Raw genomic sequence first — 18,396 nt, 5'->3', positions numbered from 1 at the left:
GGTTCAGTGCTCCTCAGTTACCGGCCGATGCCTTGACGGCAGCGGTGATCTCGGCCTTGGTGACGGTTCCACCGATCAGCTGCTTGACGACAGCGGTCGCGGTTTCCTCAGCGATGGCGCCGACGTCAGCCAGTGCCTTTGCCTTGATGTCGGCGATGCGGTCTTCCGCAGCCGAAATCTTCTTGGCGAGATCGGCTTCGACGGCCGTGCGGTCTGCATTGGCCTTGGCCTTTGCGGATTCGCGAGCGTCGTCAGCGATCTTGTGACCCTTGGACTTGGCCGTTGCCAGATCCTGCTCGTAGGAAGCGATGGCCGCGTCGGCTTCGCCCTTGAGGCGGGACGCTTCATCGAGATCCTGAGCGATCCGATCGTGACGGGTTTCGAGAATTCCGCCGATACGCGGAATGATGACCTTCGACATCAGGATATAGAAGAGGCCGAACGTGATCGCGAGCCAAAGCAGCTGCGATGCGAAATGGGTCGAATCGAAGGGCGGGAACACGCCGGAGCCAGCCTCGCCTTCGTGGGCCACACCCGTTTCGGTGTGCACCTCACCGGCCGCAGCGGCATCGTGTGCTTCGGCGCCTTCAGTGGTGGTTGACTGCTGGGCATAGGCCGCGGTCACAAACATGCTCACCTCCAGGTGCACTCAAGAATATGCGCGGCCGCGGCCGTTTGACGGGCCGCGGCCAAAACTCCAGCCGATATTAGACGGCGAAGAGGAGGAGCAGGGCTACGAGCAGCGAGAAGATGCCCAGAGCTTCCGTAACGGCGAAGCCGAATACGAGGCGGCCGAACTGACCGTCAGCAGCCGACGGGTTGCGCAGTGCGCCGGACAGGTAGCTGCCGAAGATGTTGCCGAGGCCGAGAGCCGTGCCGGCCATACCGAGGCAAGCGAGACCTGCGCCGATGTACTTTGCTGCTTCCGCTTCCATGTTTGAACTCCTTCGAATGGTGTTGCGGCTTAGGATTGCGCTTCCGGCGGAGGGCCGGCCGAAAGCAAGCGACTGTTATTCCTTAGTGGCTTCCGGGATGGACAGCGTCGTTGAGGTACATGCAGGTCAGTACCGCAAAGACATAGGCCTGGAGGAAGCAGACGAGGAACTCAAGACCGGTGATGGCGACGGTCATGATGAGCGGCAGGATCGCGCCACCGATGCCGAGCGCGCCAAGGGCGCTGAGCGACGTGACGAAGCCTGCAAAGACCTTCAGCGTGATGTGGCCGGCCAGCATGTTGGCGAAAAGACGGACCGAGAGGCTGATGGGGCGGGAAAGGAACGAGATGATTTCGATCGCGACGACAAGCGGCAGAAGCACGCCAGGAACACCATGCGGCACGAAAAGCTTCAGGAAACCGAAACCGTGCTTGTAGAAACCATAGAGAATGACGGTACCGATCACAAACAGCGCCAGTGCGAAGGTGACGATGATCTGGCTGGTGATCGTGAAGAAGTACGGGAACATGCCGAGCAGGTTCGCCGTCAGGATGAACATGAACAGCGAGAACACCATCGGGAAGAACTTCATGCCGCCGCTGCCGGCGCCTTCGCGCAGCATCGAGGCGATGAACTCGTAGGACATTTCGGAGACCGACTGCATGCGGTTCGGGATCAGACCGCGCTGCGACGTCGTCAGATACAGGAAGCCTGCGGCAGCACCCACGGTCGCGACCATGAACAGCGACGCATTGGTGAAGGAAAAGTCAATTCCGCCAATCTCGATCGGGACAATCTTGTTGACCAGGAACTGGTGGGTCGGATCGTTTGACACCGCGCTTCTCTTTCGTTCTGCCCGCCCAAGAGCGGAAACCGTTTTCTTCGGGACAACGCCTCAGTGGGCGTCTCCGTCCTTCTTGTCATCCTCAGGGCCGCCTCTTCCAGCTTCCGGTGTTGCCACCATACCGGCCGAGCGCAGCACATTCAGCACGCCAGCGCAGAAGCCAAGAAGCAGGAGGATGATCATGCCCCACGGCCCTGTACCCGCAAAGTGGTCCAAAAGATAGCCCAGAAACGCGCCGACAACGATGCCGGCGATGAATTCGCTCGACAGCTTCATCGCCGCCGCATAGCCCTTACGGCTTTCGGCGGCACGGGCCTCCGCTGCATCAGACGTATGAGGCTTCTTGGCCTCAATCTTATCGCCGAGCTGCTTCAGCCGCGCTTCCAGACTTTCTTCAGGTTTCTCCGCCACGTGGCCACTCCCTTGCCGTCCCGATCGGGTCTCAGACCGCGATTTCGGTCATACAATAGGCCATCGTTCAAGCCACGTTTCGGCCCCATTTGAAGTCGCGCGCAACATAGTTTTAGGCACCCGCATAGTCAAGGCATGCGGGCAGCTTGACCGTGGACAATATTATTACGATAATTCAAATAGTTAGAATTGCAAAGCACGATCCGCGACAAGGTTGTCGCAGGATTCCTGCACTCTGTCGGCTGGAATCTCGGTTCTACGGGTTAGACAGGAAAAGACGGCGGAATCGCGCCAGGCGCCGATCAACTCCAGCCGCCGCCATAGGTCCGGTAGAAGATGTGCATACCGATCTTGCCGACCCGCTTCATCGTCTTTGCCCAGGGCGGATTGACGTAGGTCGCATGGTAATGGGTGGCAGAGCCCACTTCTGGCAGCCAGATCTTGCCGGCCGTGACCGCCATCGCGACTTCCTTGGCCATTTTCCAGTGCGAGCGCGAATAGATCAGGTCCCGGATCATGTCGCAGGCGAAGGAAAACTGGCAACGGTTGCGCCAGGTCTTGTTCTGATAGACGACGCCGCAGATGGTTTTCGGATAGGTCGGATTGCGGACGCGATTGAGAATCACTTGAGCGACGGCCGCCTGGCCCTTGAGCGACTCGCTGCGCGCTTCGAAATAGATGCCTTCGGCCAGGCAGGCCTGCTCTTCCTTGCTGAATACGGCCGAGGGCAGCACCGTTGCCGCCCAAGCGTGGTCGTCAGGCGCGATTTCGGGAATGAAGCGGCCAGCGTTCTTGTCCTCGCGCAGGATCGAATCGAAGGGTGATTCACGCGCATAGTCCGGCTCGGGCCGGACGTAAGCAGTCGCAAGAATGTCGGGCTTGTCGTTCGTCACGAGCTTGGCCAGCATCGGCGAAACGCCGGGATCCGCCTTTGGCGGCTTCTTTCCATAGAAGGCCGTGGCGATCTCGATCTCCTTGCCCTTGATGCGCGCCTTGGCGAAGACCATTTTCTCGCCCTCCTCGAAGCGCGGCTCCGTGAGGGAACTCGTGCGCTGCAGGATGGAGCCGGCGCTGAAATCCTTGGGCGGCGTCATCGGCGTGACGGCGACGATGCGTCCCTTCTTGTCGCGGCGGTTGATACGCTCTTCGTCTGGCGTGCCGGAATGCTTGGTCTCGGACGTGAGTGCGACATGGCTGCCGTCGGGCATGTTGATGCCGGCGCCGCCATCGAGCGCGCCCGTCGTGATCGGATCGGCAAAGACCATCTCGACTTCGTGGATCGAGCCCGCCGGCGACGGCGTCATGTACATGCGCCAGCGCTCACCGCCACGATTGATGCCGGAGAGAAAGGTCGCGAGATCCGCATAGGCCGCAACGGAAGGGAAGCCGAGATAGAGCGCGAGGCCGATGATTGCAGGCGCCATCCACGTGGACACGTTCAGGCGAGACTTTTGACGCAGGTTCCGACTCTTACGCACCAACCGACTCCACGCAACGCTTGACGAACGGCACGGCTTTGCCCGCGCCGGCAAGAAGCCAGCGTCGGAGATTCCGCGCGGGAAGCTAAGACAATGAGGCGGCCGGACACCCCGCCGGAGCCGCTTCGTTCGAGCTTTGAAAATGAAGCATTAACCTTGATGTTTAGTTAATGCAGCCTCGCTGAAGAACACGGCCGTCATAACGCGAACGGAGCCGCCCCGGCCGGGTACGGCTCCGCTTTATCCGACTGTGTGCGCGAAGCCCCTGCCCGGTACACCAGGTTGAGGGACGCAAGGATCAGATGATGACGTGCGAGCCGAGTTCGACGACGCGGTTGGTCGGCAGGCGGAAATAGTCCGAGGGGTCGATCGCCGCATTGGCCAGTGCGATGAACAGCCGGTCCTGCCAATGGGGCATGCCGGATTCGGCATCGGGCACGAGCTTGCGGCGACCGAGATAGAAGGAGGTCGACATGATGTCGAACTTCAGCCCCGATTTGCGGAAAAGGCCGAGCGCCTGCGAGACGTTCTGCGTTTCCATGAAGCCGAAGCGCATCTCGAGCAGCGTGAAGCGATCCGAAAGCGGCTGCATGCTCACCCGCTCCGACTTCGGCACTTTCGGTGTATTGGCGGTACGGATCGTCAGAATGAAGTTCTGATTGTGCAGCACATGATTGTGCTTGATGTTGTGGAGCAGTGCGGCCGGGGTCGATTCCGGATCGCTCGTCAGGAACACGGCCGTGCCGGGAACGGCCACCGGTGCATGCTCGCTCTTGCGCTCGATCGACTTGATGAAGCTCGCAAGCGGAATGTCGATGTGGCGCGTCTTGGCGTGCAGGATCTCGGTTCCGCGCCGCCAGGTCCACATGATGACGATGAAGGTGGCGGCGATCAGCACCGGCACGTAACCGCCGTCGTGGATCTTCAGCATGTTGGCGCCGAGGAAGATGAACTCAAGCCCAAACAGCGGCAGCAACACCGCCGCCGCCCAGAGCCCGGACCAATTCCAGCGCGTGCGCAGGAACTCGAACGAAAGCACCGTCGTCACCACCATCGCGCCGGTGACCGAGATGCCGTAGGCGGTGGCGAGCGATTCCGACGAGCCGAAGACGAAGACGAGCGCCATGACGCCGAACATCAGCAGCGTGTTGACGTTCGGAAGATAGATCTGACCCGTATGCGTCTCCGACGTGTGGAAGATCGCCATGCGCGGCAGGAAGCCCAGGTGGATCGCCTGACGCGTCAGCGAAAAGGCCCCTGTTATCACTGCCTGGCTGGCAATAATGGTCGCCGCCGTCGCCAAGATGACGACCGGTAGCAGCGCCCATTTCGGGAACATCAGGAAGAACGGATCGGACATCGCTTCCGGGTTCTGCAGCACGAAGGCACCTTGCCCCAGATAGTTGAGGGTCAGCGCCGGGAAGACGACCAGGAACCAGGCCCATTGGATCGGTCGGCGACCGAAATGTCCGAGGTCGGCGTAGAGCGCCTCGGCACCCGTCACCGTCAGGAAAACGGCGCCAAGGACGATGATGCCGACATAGCCTTCATTCAGCATGAAGCTCACGGCATAGTAAGGATTGAAGGCCTTGAAGATCGTCAGGTCGTCGGAAATGTGGACGAGGCCGATCCAGCCCATCACCAGGAACCAGACCAGCGTGATCGGCCCGAAGAAGTTGGAGACGGCCGCCGTTCCCTTTGACTGCACCGCAAAGAGCATGAGCAGGATGACCACTGCGATCGGAACCACGTATTCCGACAGCGCCGGCGTCACCAGCTTCAGACCTTCGACCGCCGAAAGAACGGACAAGGCCGGCGTGATCATCGCATCACCGATGAAAAGTGCTGCACCCGCGATCCCCATGAAGAAGAGGATCGATGCGTGCCCGTTGGCGGACTTCATCAGAAGAGCGAGCAACGACAGCGTGCCGCCCTCCCCCTGGTTGTCGGCGCGCAGCAGGAACAGCACGTACTTGATCGTGACGATAATCGTCAGCGTCCAGATCATCAGCGAGATCAGGCCGATGATCTCCACGTCGGTCACGCCGTCGTGGGAAACCGGGCGCAGCGCTTCGCGAAAGGCATAGAGCGGGCTGGTGCCGATGTCGCCGTAGACGACACCGATCGAGCCAAGCCCGAGGATCAGCAGGCGTCGCAGATCCTTCGGCTCGTGGGAGGGGGCATGCGGTTGGGTCATGCAAACCTACTGGCGTTCACAGCCAGCCTTTCCAGCGGAAAAAGAAAAAGGGGATGACGGCCGATATCACCATCGCCGCAATCGCCCAGGGATAGCCGAAGTGCCATTCCAGTTCGGGCATAACGCGGAAGTTCATGCCGTAGACCGAAGCGACCAGGGTCGGCGGCAGCAGGACGACCGATGCGATCGAGAAAATCTTGATGATGGCGTTCTGCTCGACGTTGATCAGACCCAGCGACGCATCAAGCAGGAAGGTGATGTTGCCGGAAATGAAACTTGCGTGCTCGGAAAGCGACTGGATGTCGCGGGAGATCGAACGGCAGAGTTCGCGCGTGTCCTTGTCTTCCTGCACCTCCGGAACAGTGTAGACGAAGGTCAGCAGGCGCGAGAGCGAGGCAAGGCTGTCACGCGTCTTGGCGACGAGGCGATGATGGCCAGCGACATCACGCAAGCGCGCCTCGAGATAATGCGGCGAGCGGCGCTTGCCTGCAGCCTTGTCGCTGAAGACGTCGATCGACAGATCGTCGATCTTGGTGACCGCCTGCTCGAGAATCTCGGCGGTTCGGTCGGCGACCGTTTCCAGAAGCCGGGTCAGGACAACCGCGCCATCGCGGCAACCGCCCGGGAAGCGATGCATCGATGTCTTGAAGAGGGTGAACGACCGGGGCTCGGCATAGCGGATGGTCACAAGCCGGCCACCCGACAGGATGAAGCCGACATCCGTCAGTCCGGGGATATCCGTATCCGAACGGAACACCAGTGACGCCGTCATGAACACGGCACCCTCCTCGACATAGAGGCGGCTCGACGGTTCGATGTCCTTCAGATCGTCGCGTGTCGGGATGGAAATGCCGAGAAGCTTCTCCATCATCAGGTCTTCTGCCTTGGTGGGCTCGACCAGATCCAGCCAGATGACATCGGGACGCAATTTTTCGGGTGGTTCGGCCGGTGTCAGAACGACGGCTGTCCCATCGGCGCAATAGCCGGTGATCATGCGACCGTCCTCGTCATGCGAAGCTGACAGCGCCGCCCGTCTTCTGAGACGCGCAAGGGTCGCTGTAACACATTGAGCGGCTGCATAATTTTATCCTTAAATCGATTCCGATCTAAGCAATCATGCAGCGTGCCGAACCGCGAAGGCGAAAGGTCGTGCGCCACAAAATACCCGCAATAGAGATCCATCGGATGGAGCGTTCCGCCAGTCAGGACAAAGTCTTCAACTCAGTCATCGCGCGAGGCCAAAATCTCCGGCGAGCGGGCGTCAAGTTGGGCACCTTCGCAAGTGCGGCAAGGCATATGGCGCAACGCAAACGCAAAATCAATGCCCCCTTGCAATCCGGCACGCGGGCATGTGCCGCCATACCGGCACCACCCTACCGCATGTTTGCTTAAATCAAAATCGAATCAAGGGCAAAACGATTCGGTGCCGAGCGTCACGTCATGCCTGACGTGCAAAGTCGCTGTAGCGCCTTGAATTGCGGCCTGTTCCGGAACAGGCGTAACCGCGGCCCGGAAAGACCAGACAGCCTTCCCGGAAACCGTCACTCGAAGACAATGGTCGGCGCGGCGCGGCTCTTGTCCTGCTGCGCGGCGGATATCTGATCCCAGACCTTGGTGGCGATATCGCGATAGACACGCGCGATCTCACCGCTCGGGTCAGACGCGACGAGTGGTGTCCCGGCGTCCGACGTTTCGCGAATTCCCATGGTCAGGGGCACTTCGCCGAGGAACGGGACGCCGATGCGCTCGGCTTCCTTGCGCGCACCGCCATGGCCGAAGATATCGTAGCGCTTGCCGGTGTCGGGCGCGATGAAATAGCTCATGTTCTCGACGATGCCGAGAACCGGGACTTCTACCTTGCGGAACATGGCGAGGCCCTTGCGGGCATCGATCAGCGCCAGATCCTGCGGCGTCGAGACGATGACGGCGCCGGCGAGCGGCACCTGCTGGGCCATGGTGAGCTGGGCGTCGCCCGTGCCGGGGGGCATGTCGACGACCAGCACATCGAGATCGCCCCAGGCGACTTCCCGCAGCATCTGCAGCAGGGCCGACTGGATCATCGGTCCGCGCCAGATCATCGCCACTTCCTCATCGACGAGGAAGCCCATGGACATGACCTTGAGACCATAATTCTCCATCGGGCGGATAAGGCGCCCTTCGATCTGTTGCGGCCTTCCGGAAATCTTCAGAAGGCGCGGCATCGACGGGCCGTAGATATCGGCATCGAGCAGGCCGACCTTCAGGCCGTTTGCCTTCAGCGCCAGCGCCAGGTTGACCGAGGTCGTCGACTTGCCGACACCGCCCTTGCCGGAGGCGACGGCGATGATGGCGCCGACGCCCGGAATTCCAGCCTTGGCCGGCGGGCCGCCGGCGGGACGCGGCGCATGGGAATGGCCGGCATGAGGCGCTGCCGAGGGCTGCGGGCGCTGCACCGGGGCGCCGGCGGGCGCCGCCTTGCGGTCGGCGGTCAGTGCAACCATGGCCGCCGTGATCCCCGGGATGTCGCGCACGACGCGCTCGGCTGCGGCCCGCATCGGCTCCAGTTCCTTGGCGCGCTCGGCCGGCACGGTGATCGAGAAATAGGCCTTGCCATCGGAGATGAAGACATCAGACACAAGTCCGAGGTCGACGATGTTGCCTTCCATGCCCGGGCCACGCACCGTGCGCAGCTTCTCAAGGACCACTTCTTTCGTGACTTCCGGCATCGCGCCCTCTCATTCTTCTGTTATCCCTTAGATAGTCGAGGCGGGGCGCTTCGCCAATGCGACATAACGGAAAAAGGAAGGGCCACCGTCCACCCCGGTGTCCGTACATCCGGGATCACCTTGAGGCGGGCAGTGGCCCTTTCGATCGCGACCTTCGTGGGCGCTGTCTTCTTTTTAGTCCCCTCTGGACATGCCGATAGAAATGCAGGATGCGTGCCAGATTCAAATTCGGCAATAATAACAAGCAATTTCAAATAGATGGATGATTTCTCAACGCCTGATACGGCTGGGGCATCTGCTCAGATTCTGAGCAACTCTCTGCAAAACGTCCAAGGATGGAGCAATTCGGCTGCGGTGGTGGGCGATCTCAGCGGCATAGGAACGCAGGCGCGGCGATTGCTGCAGCCTTCGTGATCGCAACGGAGACGGAGGGCAAGCGAGAAGAGGCAAACGGCCTTCGACGCCGGGAGGGCTAGCTGATGTAGCCCTTCTTCATCGCCTTCACGACCGCCTGCGTGCGGTTCACGGCGTCGAGCTTCTTGGTCACGTGATTGAGGTAGTGATTGACCGTATGTTCGGAGAGCCCGAGGATGCCGGCGATCTCGGCACTGGTCTTTCCGGCCGCCGTCCAGCTCAGGCACTGAATCTCGCGCTCCGAAAGCGCCGCGCCGCTGCTCTTCCACACAGAGCCGATTTCGGCGAGGCGATTGTAGACATGGATCGCAATCATCTGCAGCTCCATGGTCACCGTCATCGGCAATTCGACCAGCGGGCCCATGAGAATGACCGCGCCGCGGCCGCCCTCGGCGTCATGAACAGGGAAATAGCTTGCCTGGAAGATGCCGTTCTCGCGCAGCATCGCGATGTACTCGGCCGCCGTCTCCGGTTTGCCGCCCTCGCCTTCCCAGGCGTCCAGCGTCACCTGGAACGGCGTCGTCGTCTCGCGCAGGCGGCGCACGCCGGTGCTGAAGCGCAGCATCGACAGGCTATCATATTTGTTCAGCAGTTCCGCCGGCATATTAGAGATGACCGTGCTCGCAGCCAGCCGCTCCACGTCGATCGAGGGGATCGAGCAGATCAGAAAGGTCTTGAAGCCGAAGACCTGCGTAATCCGCCGCATATAGCGGATGATATCGAATTGGGTCTCAAGCTTTGCGATCTCGGACGCGAAATCACCGCCCCGGGGCAGATCTGCGTCAGTCATCCCGGTCGTCATCGTATCCTGCATTCGCGCGTTCCATGGCATTCATCAAGTATCAAATAGACCGAGCGGCCTGCCAATGCCAACAGATGATCGAGATTCCCTGCTTCCTCGGCCCAAAAGTCTGTGTATTTCTCTCGCGAAGCGCAGGCAGTGCCGTTCGCTTCAGGCGCAGCCGGCACCGATCTCAATTGATGAGACCAGCGCGCATGGCCTTCGCGACGGTCTGGACGCGGTTGACCGAATCCAGCTTGCGCGTCGCACGGTTGAGGTAGTGGTTGACCGTATACTCGGACAGCGCCAGGATTTTCGCCATCTCACTGGTGGTCTTGCCGGCAGCCGCCCAGCGCAGGCACTCCACCTCGCGGCGCGAAAGACTGCCCGGCCCGCGCCGATCGCGGTCGCGAACTTCCATGTACTTGCTATAGAGCAGGCCCGCCCACAGATTGAGTTCCTGCAACTCATCGTTCGAGACGACGGAACGATCACCGCCAAAAGCGATGGCCGCGCGATGGCCGCTCGCATCATGTACCGGCAGATAGAGGCCACGCGGCATGTTCGCCTGTTCAAAGACACAAATGGCCGCATCGCCCTTGCCGTCGGACCGACGGCGCGCCAGCTGATGCGCGTCATAGGTGAAGGGAATGGTGCTGCGGCGCAGGCGCTGGATCACCGGGCTGCCACTAATCAGGCCAGCGCTGTCATACCTCTGCAAGAACGCGGTCGGATAATTGGTCATAAGTGCATTGGCCGTCAGGCTGCTGCAGCCCGTCTCCGGAACTGCAAGAACCAGAAAGCCGCGGAAGCCATAGGCATCCGCTACCTGGGCGATCACTCGCCGAAAGTCTTCTTCGCAACAGATTGGCCCCCTGATGCTCCGCCCATCAGGAAGCGTCAACGACGACAAATTCGCGCTGAAATCGATCATCTTCCGCCCTTCTCCACATCCGGCGCCAAAGAAAGGCCGGCCGCTGACGCCGCATGAAGACCACGTCAATAATTCTATAAATACCAAAACCAAACCAGACTAAGACCATCCACGAACCTGAGTCTGATATATTAAAGCTATCGAGCTTGACGCGCCGCGTCCAGTCGATGTTTCTAATTTACCGTAAAGTGAATTCAAGGTCCACCACGTCCGGGCCCAAGCCGGATCGCGGCCTCCTCGGCAATCGCCCGAGCCGCTTCGCGCACAGGTGCCGCCCAAGCCACCAGTTGCTCCATGCTCACCCTGTAGGCCGGCCCCGTCACCGATATCCCCGCCGCAAGCTCGCTACCGGGGATAGCAATGGGTGCAGCCACGCAACGAATTTCCGCTTCATGCTCCTCGCAATCGAAGGCATGGCCGTCGCGCCTGATCTCTTCGACTTCCGCCAGCAGCGTGGCCGCCGAACGATGCGTGTGCGAAGTGAAAGGGTGAAACGCCGTTCTCGCCAGCACATGCTTCAGCACCGGCTGCGCCAGCAAGGACAACGCCGCCTTGCCGATGCCGGTGCAATAGGCGGGCGAGGCCTTGCCGATCTGCGAGCTCATGCGCACCGTCTGACGGCTCTCGACCTTGTCGACATAGACGATCTCCGTTTCGCGCAGGATGCCGAGATGCACGGTCTCGCCGGTCAATTCGTGCAGGCGCTGCAGGTGCGGTTCGGCAACGTCGCGAAAGCGGTTGGCCGACCAGGAACGATAGGCAAGCGTCAGCAGCCGGAGGCCGGGCTCATAGGAGAGATCCCGGCGCTGAATGAGCAGCCCTTCCTCGACGAGGTGGCTGAGCAACCGGTGCAATGTGCCGCGCGGCTGGCCGGATCGGGCAAGAATATCGGTAAAGCGCTGCGGGCCGTCTGCCGTGACCACCGCTTCCAGCACGGCAATCGCCTTGCCGAGCGTGCCGGTACCGGCCTCCCCTCGCCCCTCGTCCGCCACCATCATGTCGTTTGTCATCGTCGTTCGCTTGTCTTCAAGTGGCGTCGCGTCGCGCGCCTGATCTTGACAAGATAGACGCTTCGACACGATAATTCCACATACTAAAATCAAGTTCCAAATAATGGAACAAGTCATAGGCTTAGAACGGTCTTACGAGGGAATGCGGGACATGCCGGCGCCCAAGGCACAATTTCACGATTTGCGCGACCGCTGCGTGCTGGTAACCGGCGGCGGCTCGGGCATCGGCGCGGCCCTGGTCGAGGGTTTCGTGCGCCAGGGCGCGCGGGTCGCCTTCGCCGATATCGACGAGCGGGCAAGTGCCGAGCTCGTCGAACGGCTTGCTGATCAAACGGGCTACAAGCCGCATTTCATCCCCGGCGACCTGCGCGATATCGAAGCGGTGCGTCATACGGCGGAAGCGGCGGCGGCATCGCTCGGTGCGATCCATGTGCTCGTCAACAATGCGGCGCGCGATGATCGCCAGGCATTGGAAGCCGTGACTGAAGAGATCTGGGACGAAAGCCAGGCGGTCAATCTCAGGCACCTCTTCTTCATGAGCCAGTCGATCGTGCCACACATGCGGCAAGCGGGCGGCGGCTCGATCGTCAATTTCTCCTCGATCGCCTTTCTGCTCAACATGGGCGAGATTCCAGCCTATGCCACGGCGAAGGCCGGTATCGTCGGTCTGACCAAATCGCTCGCCGGCAGGCTCGGGCCCGACAATATCCGCGTCAACGCAATCCTGCCCGGCATGATCGTCACCGAACGGCAGAAGCGGCTGTGGCTGAACGACGTGGCGATCGCCGAGATGCAGGAAAGGCAGTGCCTGAAACGCAGCCTAACCGCCGACGATCTCGTCGGGCCCTGCCTTTACCTCGCGTCGGACTGCTCCGCGGGCATGACGGCGCAAACAATGATCATCGATGGAGGCGCACTGTGATGACGGCAGCCTATTATGCGGCAGTCGACTGGGGAACGACGAGTTTCCGACTGTGGATCATCGGCGAGGATGGCTCGGTGCTTGCCGAACGCCGCAGCGGCGAAGGCATGACGACCGCCAGCAAGGCCGGTTTCCACACGATCCTGGAACGCCACCTCGCTGCCGTCGACGCGCCGAGCCACCTGCCGGCGATCATCTGCGGCATGGCCGGCGCCAAGCAGGGCTGGGTCGAGGCCGGCTATATTGATACCCCCGCGGCCCTTGCCGACATCGCTTCCCATGCGGTTGCGGTGCCGGATCGCGATCGTGACATCCGCATCCTGCCGGGTCTCGCGCAACGCGACATGCGGCACCCGGACGTCATGCGCGGCGAGGAGACGCAATTGCTCGGCGCTGCCGGCGAACTCGGCCGCGGCCGACACCTCGTCTGCATGCCGGGCACGCACAGCAAATGGGTTCGCCTCGAAGACGGCGCCGTTAGCGGCTTTTCCACTTTCATGACCGGCGAACTGTTCGACGTGATTTCGAAGCACTCGATCCTCAGCCACTCGATCGCAGATGCCCATGCGTTTTCCGGCGATCACCCTGCCTTCGCGGCGGCGGTAGCCGAGGCACGCACCAATCCCGCCTTGGGGACCAGCTTGGTCTTCGGCGCGCGCGCCGGACAATTGCTGCACGGCGCCAGTGCGACCGACGCCAAGGCCTTGTTGTCGGGCACGTTGATCGGCCTTGAGATCGCCGGCGCGCTGGCGTCAGCCAAGACGATCGACAGCATCTGCCTCGTGGCCTCCGGTTCACTCGGTACACTTTATCAAGCCGCGCTTGAAAGCCTCGACCGCCCGCTTCGGGTCGTCGACGCCGACACGGCAGTCCGCGCCGGCCTTTCGACCGCCGCCCAGGCGATCTGGCCTCTCTGAACGAAAGACAAGCTCATGACCCGCATTCCCTTCCCGCCGATGAAGTACCCGCTGATCGCGATCCTGCGTGGCCTCAAGCCCGAGGAGACCGAAGGCGTCGTCGGGGCGCTGATCGAAACCGGCTTCACTGCGATCGAGATCCCGCTGAACTCCCCCGATCCGTTCCGCTCGATCGAGACGGCGGTGAAAATGGCACCGGAAAATTGCCTGATCGGCGCCGGCACGGTGCTGACGACGGCACAGGTGGAGCAGCTTGCCGATGTCGGGGGCCAATTGATGGTCAGCCCGAACGTCGAACCGGCGGTGATTTCGCTTGCGGCACAGAAGGGCATGGTTACCATGCCCGGCGTGCTCACCCCGACCGAGGCGCTTTCGGCCGCGGCAGCGGGCGCGACCGGCCTCAAGTTCTTCCCGGCAAGCGTGCTCGGGCCATCGGGCATTACCGCGATCCGCGCGATCCTGCCGCCCGACCTCGAGATTGCCGCCGTCGGTGGCGTTTCCGATGCCAACTTCGGCGACTACGCCAAGGCCGGCATTCGCAGCTTCGGCCTCGGCTCGAGCCTCTACAAGCCGGGCATGAGCGGCGCCGAAGTCCGCGAACGCGCCGTCGCAACGATCAAGGCCTATGACGCCGTCTACGGAGCACGCTGATGAGCGATACCATTCCTTTTTCCGGCAGCATCCTTTGCGAATCGCCCTCGATTCTCGGGGAAGGCCCGACCTATGACCCCGTCAGCGGCACCGCCTGGTGGTTCAACATCAAGGGCCAGGAACTGCATGAGCTACATCTCGAAACCGGCCGCAAGACTGTACATAACCTGCCATTCCTCGGCAGCGTGCTTGCCGTCATCGATCCATCCCGGCAACTGATTGCCTCCGATCAGGGGCTTTTCCTCAGGGATACGCAGACAGGCACCTTCAGCCTCCTGACCACGCTTGAGGACAAGCCCGGCAATCGCTCGAACGACGGCCGCGTGCACGCTTCCGGTTCGCTGTGGATCGGCACCATGGGCCGCAGCGCCGAGAAGGGCGCCGGCGCGATCTATCACGTCGCCGGCACGAAGGTGACGAAGCTCTACGACAGGATCACCATTCCCAACAGCATCTGCTTTTCGCCGGATGGGACCATCGCCTACTTCGTCGACACCGACATCAACCACCTGATGCGCGTCGATATCGATGCCGAGACCGGGCTGCCGAAGGGTGAACCTAGCCTGCTAGTCGACAGTAGTGGCGAAGCCGGCGGCATCGACGGCTCCGTGTGCGATGCCGATGGTCTGATATGGAATGCCCGCTGGGGCAGCGGCACGGTCGATGTCTACAGGCCCGACGGTGCGCGGATCGCGCGCTATGCGATGCCGACAACGCAGCCGAGCTGCACGGCCTTCATCGGGCCGAGGGCCGACCGCCTGCTGGTGACATCCGCCTGGCAGGACCTGGACGAGGCAGCGCGTGCGGCCGATCCGCATGCCGGCAAGACCTTCGATCTCGGCATCAGCGTCAAGGGCCGGTTTGAGCCATCGTTCCGCCTCTGAGCGGAAGCGCGACTAACCTCTTGGCGAAGCGCCAATAAAAAGTCATACAATTCGGCCACGCGTTTCATCGCATGGTGAGGAGGAAGCTCGCATGAGCGAAAAGAAGAAAGAACTGCGCAGCCGTCACTGGTACGGCGGCACCGACAAGGATGGATTTATCCATCGCTCCTGGATGAAGAACCAGGGATTTCCGGACCACGTTTTCGACGGCCGTCCGATTATCGGTATCTGCAACACCTGGTCCGAGCTGACGCCCTGCAACAGCCACCTTCGCATCCTTGCCGAAGGGGTGAAGCGCGGCGTCTGGGAAGCCGGCGGCTTCCCGGTCGAGTTCCCGGTGTCTTCGCTCGGCGAGACGCAGATGCGTCCGACCGCGATGCTCTTCCGCAACCTGCTCGCCATGGACGTCGAAGAGGCGATCCGCGCCTATGGCATCGACGGCGTGGTTCTGCTCGGCGGCTGCGACAAGACGACGCCAGGCCAGCTCATGGGTGCGGCCTCCGTCGACCTGCCGACCATCGTCGTCTCCTCCGGACCGATGCTGAACGGCAAATGGAAGGGCAAGGACATCGGCTCCGGCACGGATGTCTGGAAGTTCTCCGAGGCCGTGCGCGCCGGCGAAATGAGCATGCAGGAATTCATGGCGGCCGAAAGCGGCATGTCGCGCTCGCCGGGCGTGTGCATGACGATGGGCACCGCCACCACCATGGCCTCGATCGTCGAGGCGATGGGGCTGTCGCTGCCGACCAACGCGGCGCTTCCCGCCGTCGACGCCCGCCGCATGGCGCTGTCGCACATGACGGGCAAACGCATCGTCGAGATGGTGCATGAAGACCTGCGCCTGTCGAAGGTGCTGACCAAGAAGAATTTCGAGAACGGCATCATCGCCAATGCCGCCGTCGGCGGCTCGACAAATGCTGTCGTTCACATGCTGGCGATCGCCGGCCGTGCCGGCGTCGATCTCTGTCTCGAGGACTTCGACCGCGTCGGCAGCCAGGTTCCGTGCATCGTCAACTGCATGCCGTCGGGCAAGTATCTGATCGAAGACCTCGCCTATGCCGGCGGCCTGCCGGCGGTGATGAACCGCATCCAGCATCTGCTGCATGCCGATGCACCGACCGTCTTCGGCGTGCCGATCAGCAAGTACTGGGAAGATGTCGAGGTCTATAACGACGACGTCATCCGGCCGCTCGACAATCCGCTGCGCGCTGCAGCCGGCATCCGCGTTCTCAAGGGCAACCTTGCGCCGAACGGCGCCGTCATCAAGCCATCGGCGGCGAGCGAGCATCTGCTCGTTCATGAAGGCCCGGCCTATGTCTTCGAAACGATCGAGGAACTGAAGGCGAAGATCGACGATCCGGATCTGCCGGTGACCGAGGATACCATTCTCGTGCTCAAGGGCTGCGGACCGAAAGGCTATCCGGGCATGGCCGAGGTCGGCAACATGCCGATCCCGCGGCGGCTGGTGGAAAAAGGCGTGCGCGACATGGTGCGCGTTTCGGACGCCCGCATGTCGGGCACCGCCTTCGGCACCGTGGTCTTGCATGTCAGCCCGGAATCGAATGCCGGCGGGCCGCTTGCCATCGTCAAAACCGGCGATCGCATCCGCCTCGACGCGATGAAGGGCGAACTCAACCTGATGATCAGCGAGGAAGAGTTTGCGACGCGCATGGCCGCCTGGCAGGCGCCGCCGCAGAAATGGACGCGCGGCTACTACAAGCTCTACCAGGATACGGTGCTGCAGGCCGACAAGGGCGCAGACCTGGATTTCCTCGTCGGTGGCAGCGGCAGCGAGGTCCTGCGCGAAAGCCACTGACGACGACGCGTCGCAACGGTAATTCGCGAAGTGTTCAGATACCCCGCCACTCCGGCGGGGTATTTTTATCCGGCGAGCGGATGCGAATTGAAGGGGCGTGTTGCTGCCGATGCCGTGACGGGCGAACGCAGACGCGACCAGGTCTGAACGCCGTAAAGCGCCAGGCCAAGGGCAATGAAGAACTCCTTGTATTCGGTCGGGTCCCAGAGCCGAACGAGCAGTGAAGCCTGCAGGATAAACAGCTCCTGGATGGCAACGATCAGGACGGCGCCGATCGTCAGCACGATGAACTCGCGCCAGTGACCCGCCTTCAGTGCGATATCCGCAATCACCAGCAGCATGATCACGGTCATCATCACCATCATCTGCGTCGGCAGCATGCTCCAGTTGTCGCTGTTGAAGGCGGCCATAGGCGCGCTTGCCACCAGCACGAGCACGCCCGGCGCGAAGGCGTCGAGCCGGCCAAGGCTCGCGCCCTTGCGAAGATGGAGCCAAATGAAGGGCGCAAGCGTCAGCAGCACGAAACTGCCGGTGTAGTAGAGCAACTCGGAAAAGCCGGTTGAAATGTTGTGCAGGTTCAATTCCTGCTGCTTGTTGGCGGCCATCAGCCCTTCCGGCGTGGAGATGCCGAAGATGCGCTGCATCCAGGATATCTCCTCCATGCCAATCACGAAGAAGCCGGCGCTTAGAAGGGCCGCGGCGCTTGCGGCGATCCACGCAAGCCGCGTTCCCCCGGCGAGGGCTGCACGAAGCTGCCCCGTGGCCGCTGCGGCAAGGAACCCGCTGGCGATGAAGATCAGCAGGGCGGACGACCACTCAACCAGGCCGTCTTCGCGCGCCAGGACACTGAAGACGTTCGCATCGATCGCGAAGATCAGTGCCATGAGCGTCACAAGCGTCCATGTCGCCACGCAGATCCACAGCTCGCGACGCGAGGCCAGCCGGAGCACCGGCTCTCCGAGCCTGGAGACATCGCGGGTGAACCCCTGAACCGCGGCGAGCGACAGGCTGAGCGCGACCCAGGCATGCCAGAGGTTATAGGGCTGAACCTGAGGCGCACGCTCGGAAAAATAGCGAGCGCCGAAAAGGTTGCGCTCGATGGAAACGAGCGCGGCCATCGCCAGGACAGACAGGAGGGAGACCGAAAGAAAGCGCCGCGGCAGAAACATGGTGATGTCGTCCAGGATGACAGGACGAAGCAGCTCTGCGTTCTATATCCTGTGTTCCGGGAAGTATCTGCAAGAACAATCAAGAATCCGTCAACGAATAGAAGACCATTATAAACCTCTAAAATACATGAGTGCAGAATATAAAGACAACTCCCGTGAAAAATTGGCCGGTAATCTCCCGCTAAGTTCCAAAGGACATCGGGGATGAACGCAAGTGCGGCCTTACCCATTGAGATTTTGACTGTTTTTCCGGAACCGTTTGGGAGCTTAGGCGTTGACGTCATATCACCGGTGCGGTGGATCTGGCGACAGCAGCCAGGCCCGTACC

Annotated in this window: 17 protein-coding genes; 5 read left to right on the top strand and 12 right to left on the bottom strand. The window is 61.6% G+C overall.

The window, feature by feature from the left end:
• Positions 1 to 13: 13 nt before the first annotated feature.
• From IB265_RS03860 to IB265_RS03810, 11 genes are all read right to left on the bottom strand, one after another.
• Positions 14 to 631, bottom strand: a complete 618-nt coding sequence (locus IB265_RS03860) for a F0F1 ATP synthase subunit B (RefSeq protein ID WP_057250814.1) — start codon at positions 629 to 631, stop codon at positions 14 to 16.
• Positions 632 to 707: 76 nt separating this feature from the next.
• Complete coding sequence (locus IB265_RS03855; protein WP_025426100.1) at positions 708 to 935, bottom strand: F0F1 ATP synthase subunit C; 228 nt, start codon at positions 933 to 935, stop codon at positions 708 to 710.
• An 82-nt stretch (positions 936 to 1,017) separates the two neighbouring features.
• Positions 1,018 to 1,770, bottom strand: coding sequence for a F0F1 ATP synthase subunit A (locus IB265_RS03850; protein ID WP_057250816.1), 753 nt, complete (start codon positions 1,768 to 1,770; stop codon positions 1,018 to 1,020).
• Positions 1,771 to 1,830: 60 nt separating this feature from the next.
• Positions 1,831 to 2,190 (bottom strand): AtpZ/AtpI family protein, encoded by a 360-nt coding sequence (locus tag IB265_RS03845; protein ID WP_057250817.1) that lies wholly within the window; start codon positions 2,188 to 2,190, stop codon positions 1,831 to 1,833.
• Positions 2,191 to 2,492: 302 nt separating this feature from the next.
• Positions 2,493 to 3,614, bottom strand: coding sequence for a cell wall hydrolase (locus tag IB265_RS03840; protein ID WP_057250819.1), 1,122 nt, complete (start codon positions 3,612 to 3,614; stop codon positions 2,493 to 2,495).
• Positions 3,615 to 3,966: 352 nt separating this feature from the next.
• Complete coding sequence (locus tag IB265_RS03835; protein ID WP_057250821.1) at positions 3,967 to 5,865, bottom strand: potassium transporter Kup; 1,899 nt, start codon at positions 5,863 to 5,865, stop codon at positions 3,967 to 3,969.
• A gap of 16 nt (positions 5,866 to 5,881) precedes the next feature.
• Complete coding sequence (locus IB265_RS03830) at positions 5,882 to 6,859, bottom strand: magnesium transporter CorA family protein (protein ID WP_057250823.1); 978 nt, start codon at positions 6,857 to 6,859, stop codon at positions 5,882 to 5,884.
• A gap of 547 nt (positions 6,860 to 7,406) precedes the next feature.
• Positions 7,407 to 8,570 carry an Mrp/NBP35 family ATP-binding protein gene (locus tag IB265_RS03825; RefSeq protein WP_057250825.1) on the bottom strand — a complete coding sequence of 388 codons (1,164 nt, stop codon included), beginning with the start codon at positions 8,568 to 8,570 and terminating at the stop codon, positions 7,407 to 7,409.
• Positions 8,571 to 9,042: 472 nt separating this feature from the next.
• A complete protein-coding gene (locus IB265_RS03820) occupies positions 9,043 to 9,816 on the bottom strand; it encodes a LuxR family transcriptional regulator (protein ID WP_057250827.1) in 774 nt (257 codons plus the stop codon).
• A gap of 142 nt (positions 9,817 to 9,958) precedes the next feature.
• Positions 9,959 to 10,699 carry a LuxR family transcriptional regulator gene (locus IB265_RS03815; protein WP_192494632.1) on the bottom strand — a complete coding sequence of 247 codons (741 nt, stop codon included), beginning with the start codon at positions 10,697 to 10,699 and terminating at the stop codon, positions 9,959 to 9,961.
• Positions 10,700 to 10,893: 194 nt separating this feature from the next.
• Positions 10,894 to 11,709 (bottom strand): IclR family transcriptional regulator, encoded by an 816-nt coding sequence (locus tag IB265_RS03810; protein ID WP_162261289.1) that lies wholly within the window; start codon positions 11,707 to 11,709, stop codon positions 10,894 to 10,896.
• Positions 11,710 to 11,860: 151 nt separating this feature from the next.
• Here IB265_RS03810 and IB265_RS03805 point away from each other — a divergent pair, with 151 nt between their 5' ends.
• The 5 genes from IB265_RS03805 to IB265_RS03785 all read left to right on the top strand — a co-directional run bounded on the left by IB265_RS03805 (position 11,861) and on the right by IB265_RS03785 (position 16,899).
• Positions 11,861 to 12,631 carry an SDR family NAD(P)-dependent oxidoreductase gene (locus tag IB265_RS03805; protein WP_057251097.1) on the top strand — a complete coding sequence of 257 codons (771 nt, stop codon included), beginning with the start codon at positions 11,861 to 11,863 and terminating at the stop codon, positions 12,629 to 12,631.
• Complete coding sequence (locus IB265_RS03800; protein WP_057250831.1) at positions 12,631 to 13,548, top strand: 2-dehydro-3-deoxygalactonokinase; 918 nt, start codon at positions 12,631 to 12,633, stop codon at positions 13,546 to 13,548. The genes IB265_RS03805 and IB265_RS03800 overlap by 1 nt, the downstream gene beginning before the upstream one ends.
• 15 nt (positions 13,549 to 13,563) lie before the next feature.
• Entirely contained in the window at positions 13,564 to 14,199 is a 636-nt protein-coding gene (locus IB265_RS03795) for a 2-dehydro-3-deoxy-6-phosphogalactonate aldolase (protein WP_057250833.1), read from the top strand.
• Positions 14,199 to 15,083 (top strand): SMP-30/gluconolactonase/LRE family protein, encoded by an 885-nt coding sequence (locus IB265_RS03790; protein WP_057250835.1) that lies wholly within the window; start codon positions 14,199 to 14,201, stop codon positions 15,081 to 15,083. Before IB265_RS03795 ends, IB265_RS03790 begins: the two co-directional genes overlap by 1 nt.
• A gap of 91 nt (positions 15,084 to 15,174) precedes the next feature.
• A complete protein-coding gene (locus IB265_RS03785; RefSeq protein WP_057250837.1) occupies positions 15,175 to 16,899 on the top strand; it encodes an IlvD/Edd family dehydratase in 1,725 nt (574 codons plus the stop codon).
• Between the two features lie 65 nt (positions 16,900 to 16,964).
• On the opposite strand, the gene IB265_RS03780 is transcribed toward IB265_RS03785, so the two are convergent.
• Positions 16,965 to 18,068 (bottom strand): hypothetical protein, encoded by a 1,104-nt coding sequence (locus IB265_RS03780; protein ID WP_057250839.1) that lies wholly within the window; start codon positions 18,066 to 18,068, stop codon positions 16,965 to 16,967.
• Positions 18,069 to 18,396 lie beyond the last annotated feature (328 nt).

The sequence above is a fragment of the Ensifer sp. ENS10 genome, assembly GCF_014852025.1.
In the GTDB taxonomy this organism is placed as follows: Bacteria; Pseudomonadota; Alphaproteobacteria; order Rhizobiales; family Rhizobiaceae; genus Ensifer.
The sequence above is the reverse complement of the archived record's forward strand: the minus strand, read 5'-3'. Positions and strand labels throughout refer to the sequence as shown.

Bases quoted from the DNA above. Each gene is read 5' to 3' on its own strand.
- IB265_RS03785 (WP_057250837.1), top strand. From the start codon at position 15,175: ATGAGCGAAAAGAAGAAAGAACTGCGCAGCCGTCACTGGTACGGCGGC.
- IB265_RS03830 (WP_057250823.1), bottom strand. From the start codon at position 6,859: ATGATCACCGGCTATTGCGCCGATGGGACAGCCGTCGTTCTGACACCG.
- IB265_RS03780 (WP_057250839.1), bottom strand. From the start codon at position 18,068: ATGTTTCTGCCGCGGCGCTTTCTTTCGGTCTCCCTCCTGTCTGTCCTG.
- IB265_RS03825 (WP_057250825.1), bottom strand. From the start codon at position 8,570: ATGCCGGAAGTCACGAAAGAAGTGGTCCTTGAGAAGCTGCGCACGGTG.
- IB265_RS03820 (WP_057250827.1), bottom strand. From the start codon at position 9,816: ATGCCATGGAACGCGCGAATGCAGGATACGATGACGACCGGGATGACT.
- IB265_RS03840 (WP_057250819.1), bottom strand. From the start codon at position 3,614: ATGGCGCCTGCAATCATCGGCCTCGCGCTCTATCTCGGCTTCCCTTCC.
- IB265_RS03860 (WP_057250814.1), bottom strand. From the start codon at position 631: ATGTTTGTGACCGCGGCCTATGCCCAGCAGTCAACCACCACTGAAGGC.
- IB265_RS03810 (WP_162261289.1), bottom strand. From the start codon at position 11,709: ATGACAAACGACATGATGGTGGCGGACGAGGGGCGAGGGGAGGCCGGT.
- IB265_RS03805 (WP_057251097.1), top strand. From the start codon at position 11,861: ATGCCGGCGCCCAAGGCACAATTTCACGATTTGCGCGACCGCTGCGTG.
- IB265_RS03800 (WP_057250831.1), top strand. From the start codon at position 12,631: ATGACGGCAGCCTATTATGCGGCAGTCGACTGGGGAACGACGAGTTTC.
- IB265_RS03835 (WP_057250821.1), bottom strand. From the start codon at position 5,865: ATGACCCAACCGCATGCCCCCTCCCACGAGCCGAAGGATCTGCGACGC.
- IB265_RS03815 (WP_192494632.1), bottom strand. From the start codon at position 10,699: ATGATCGATTTCAGCGCGAATTTGTCGTCGTTGACGCTTCCTGATGGG.
- IB265_RS03790 (WP_057250835.1), top strand. From the start codon at position 14,199: ATGAGCGATACCATTCCTTTTTCCGGCAGCATCCTTTGCGAATCGCCC.
- IB265_RS03855 (WP_025426100.1), bottom strand. From the start codon at position 935: ATGGAAGCGGAAGCAGCAAAGTACATCGGCGCAGGTCTCGCTTGCCTC.
- IB265_RS03795 (WP_057250833.1), top strand. From the start codon at position 13,564: ATGACCCGCATTCCCTTCCCGCCGATGAAGTACCCGCTGATCGCGATC.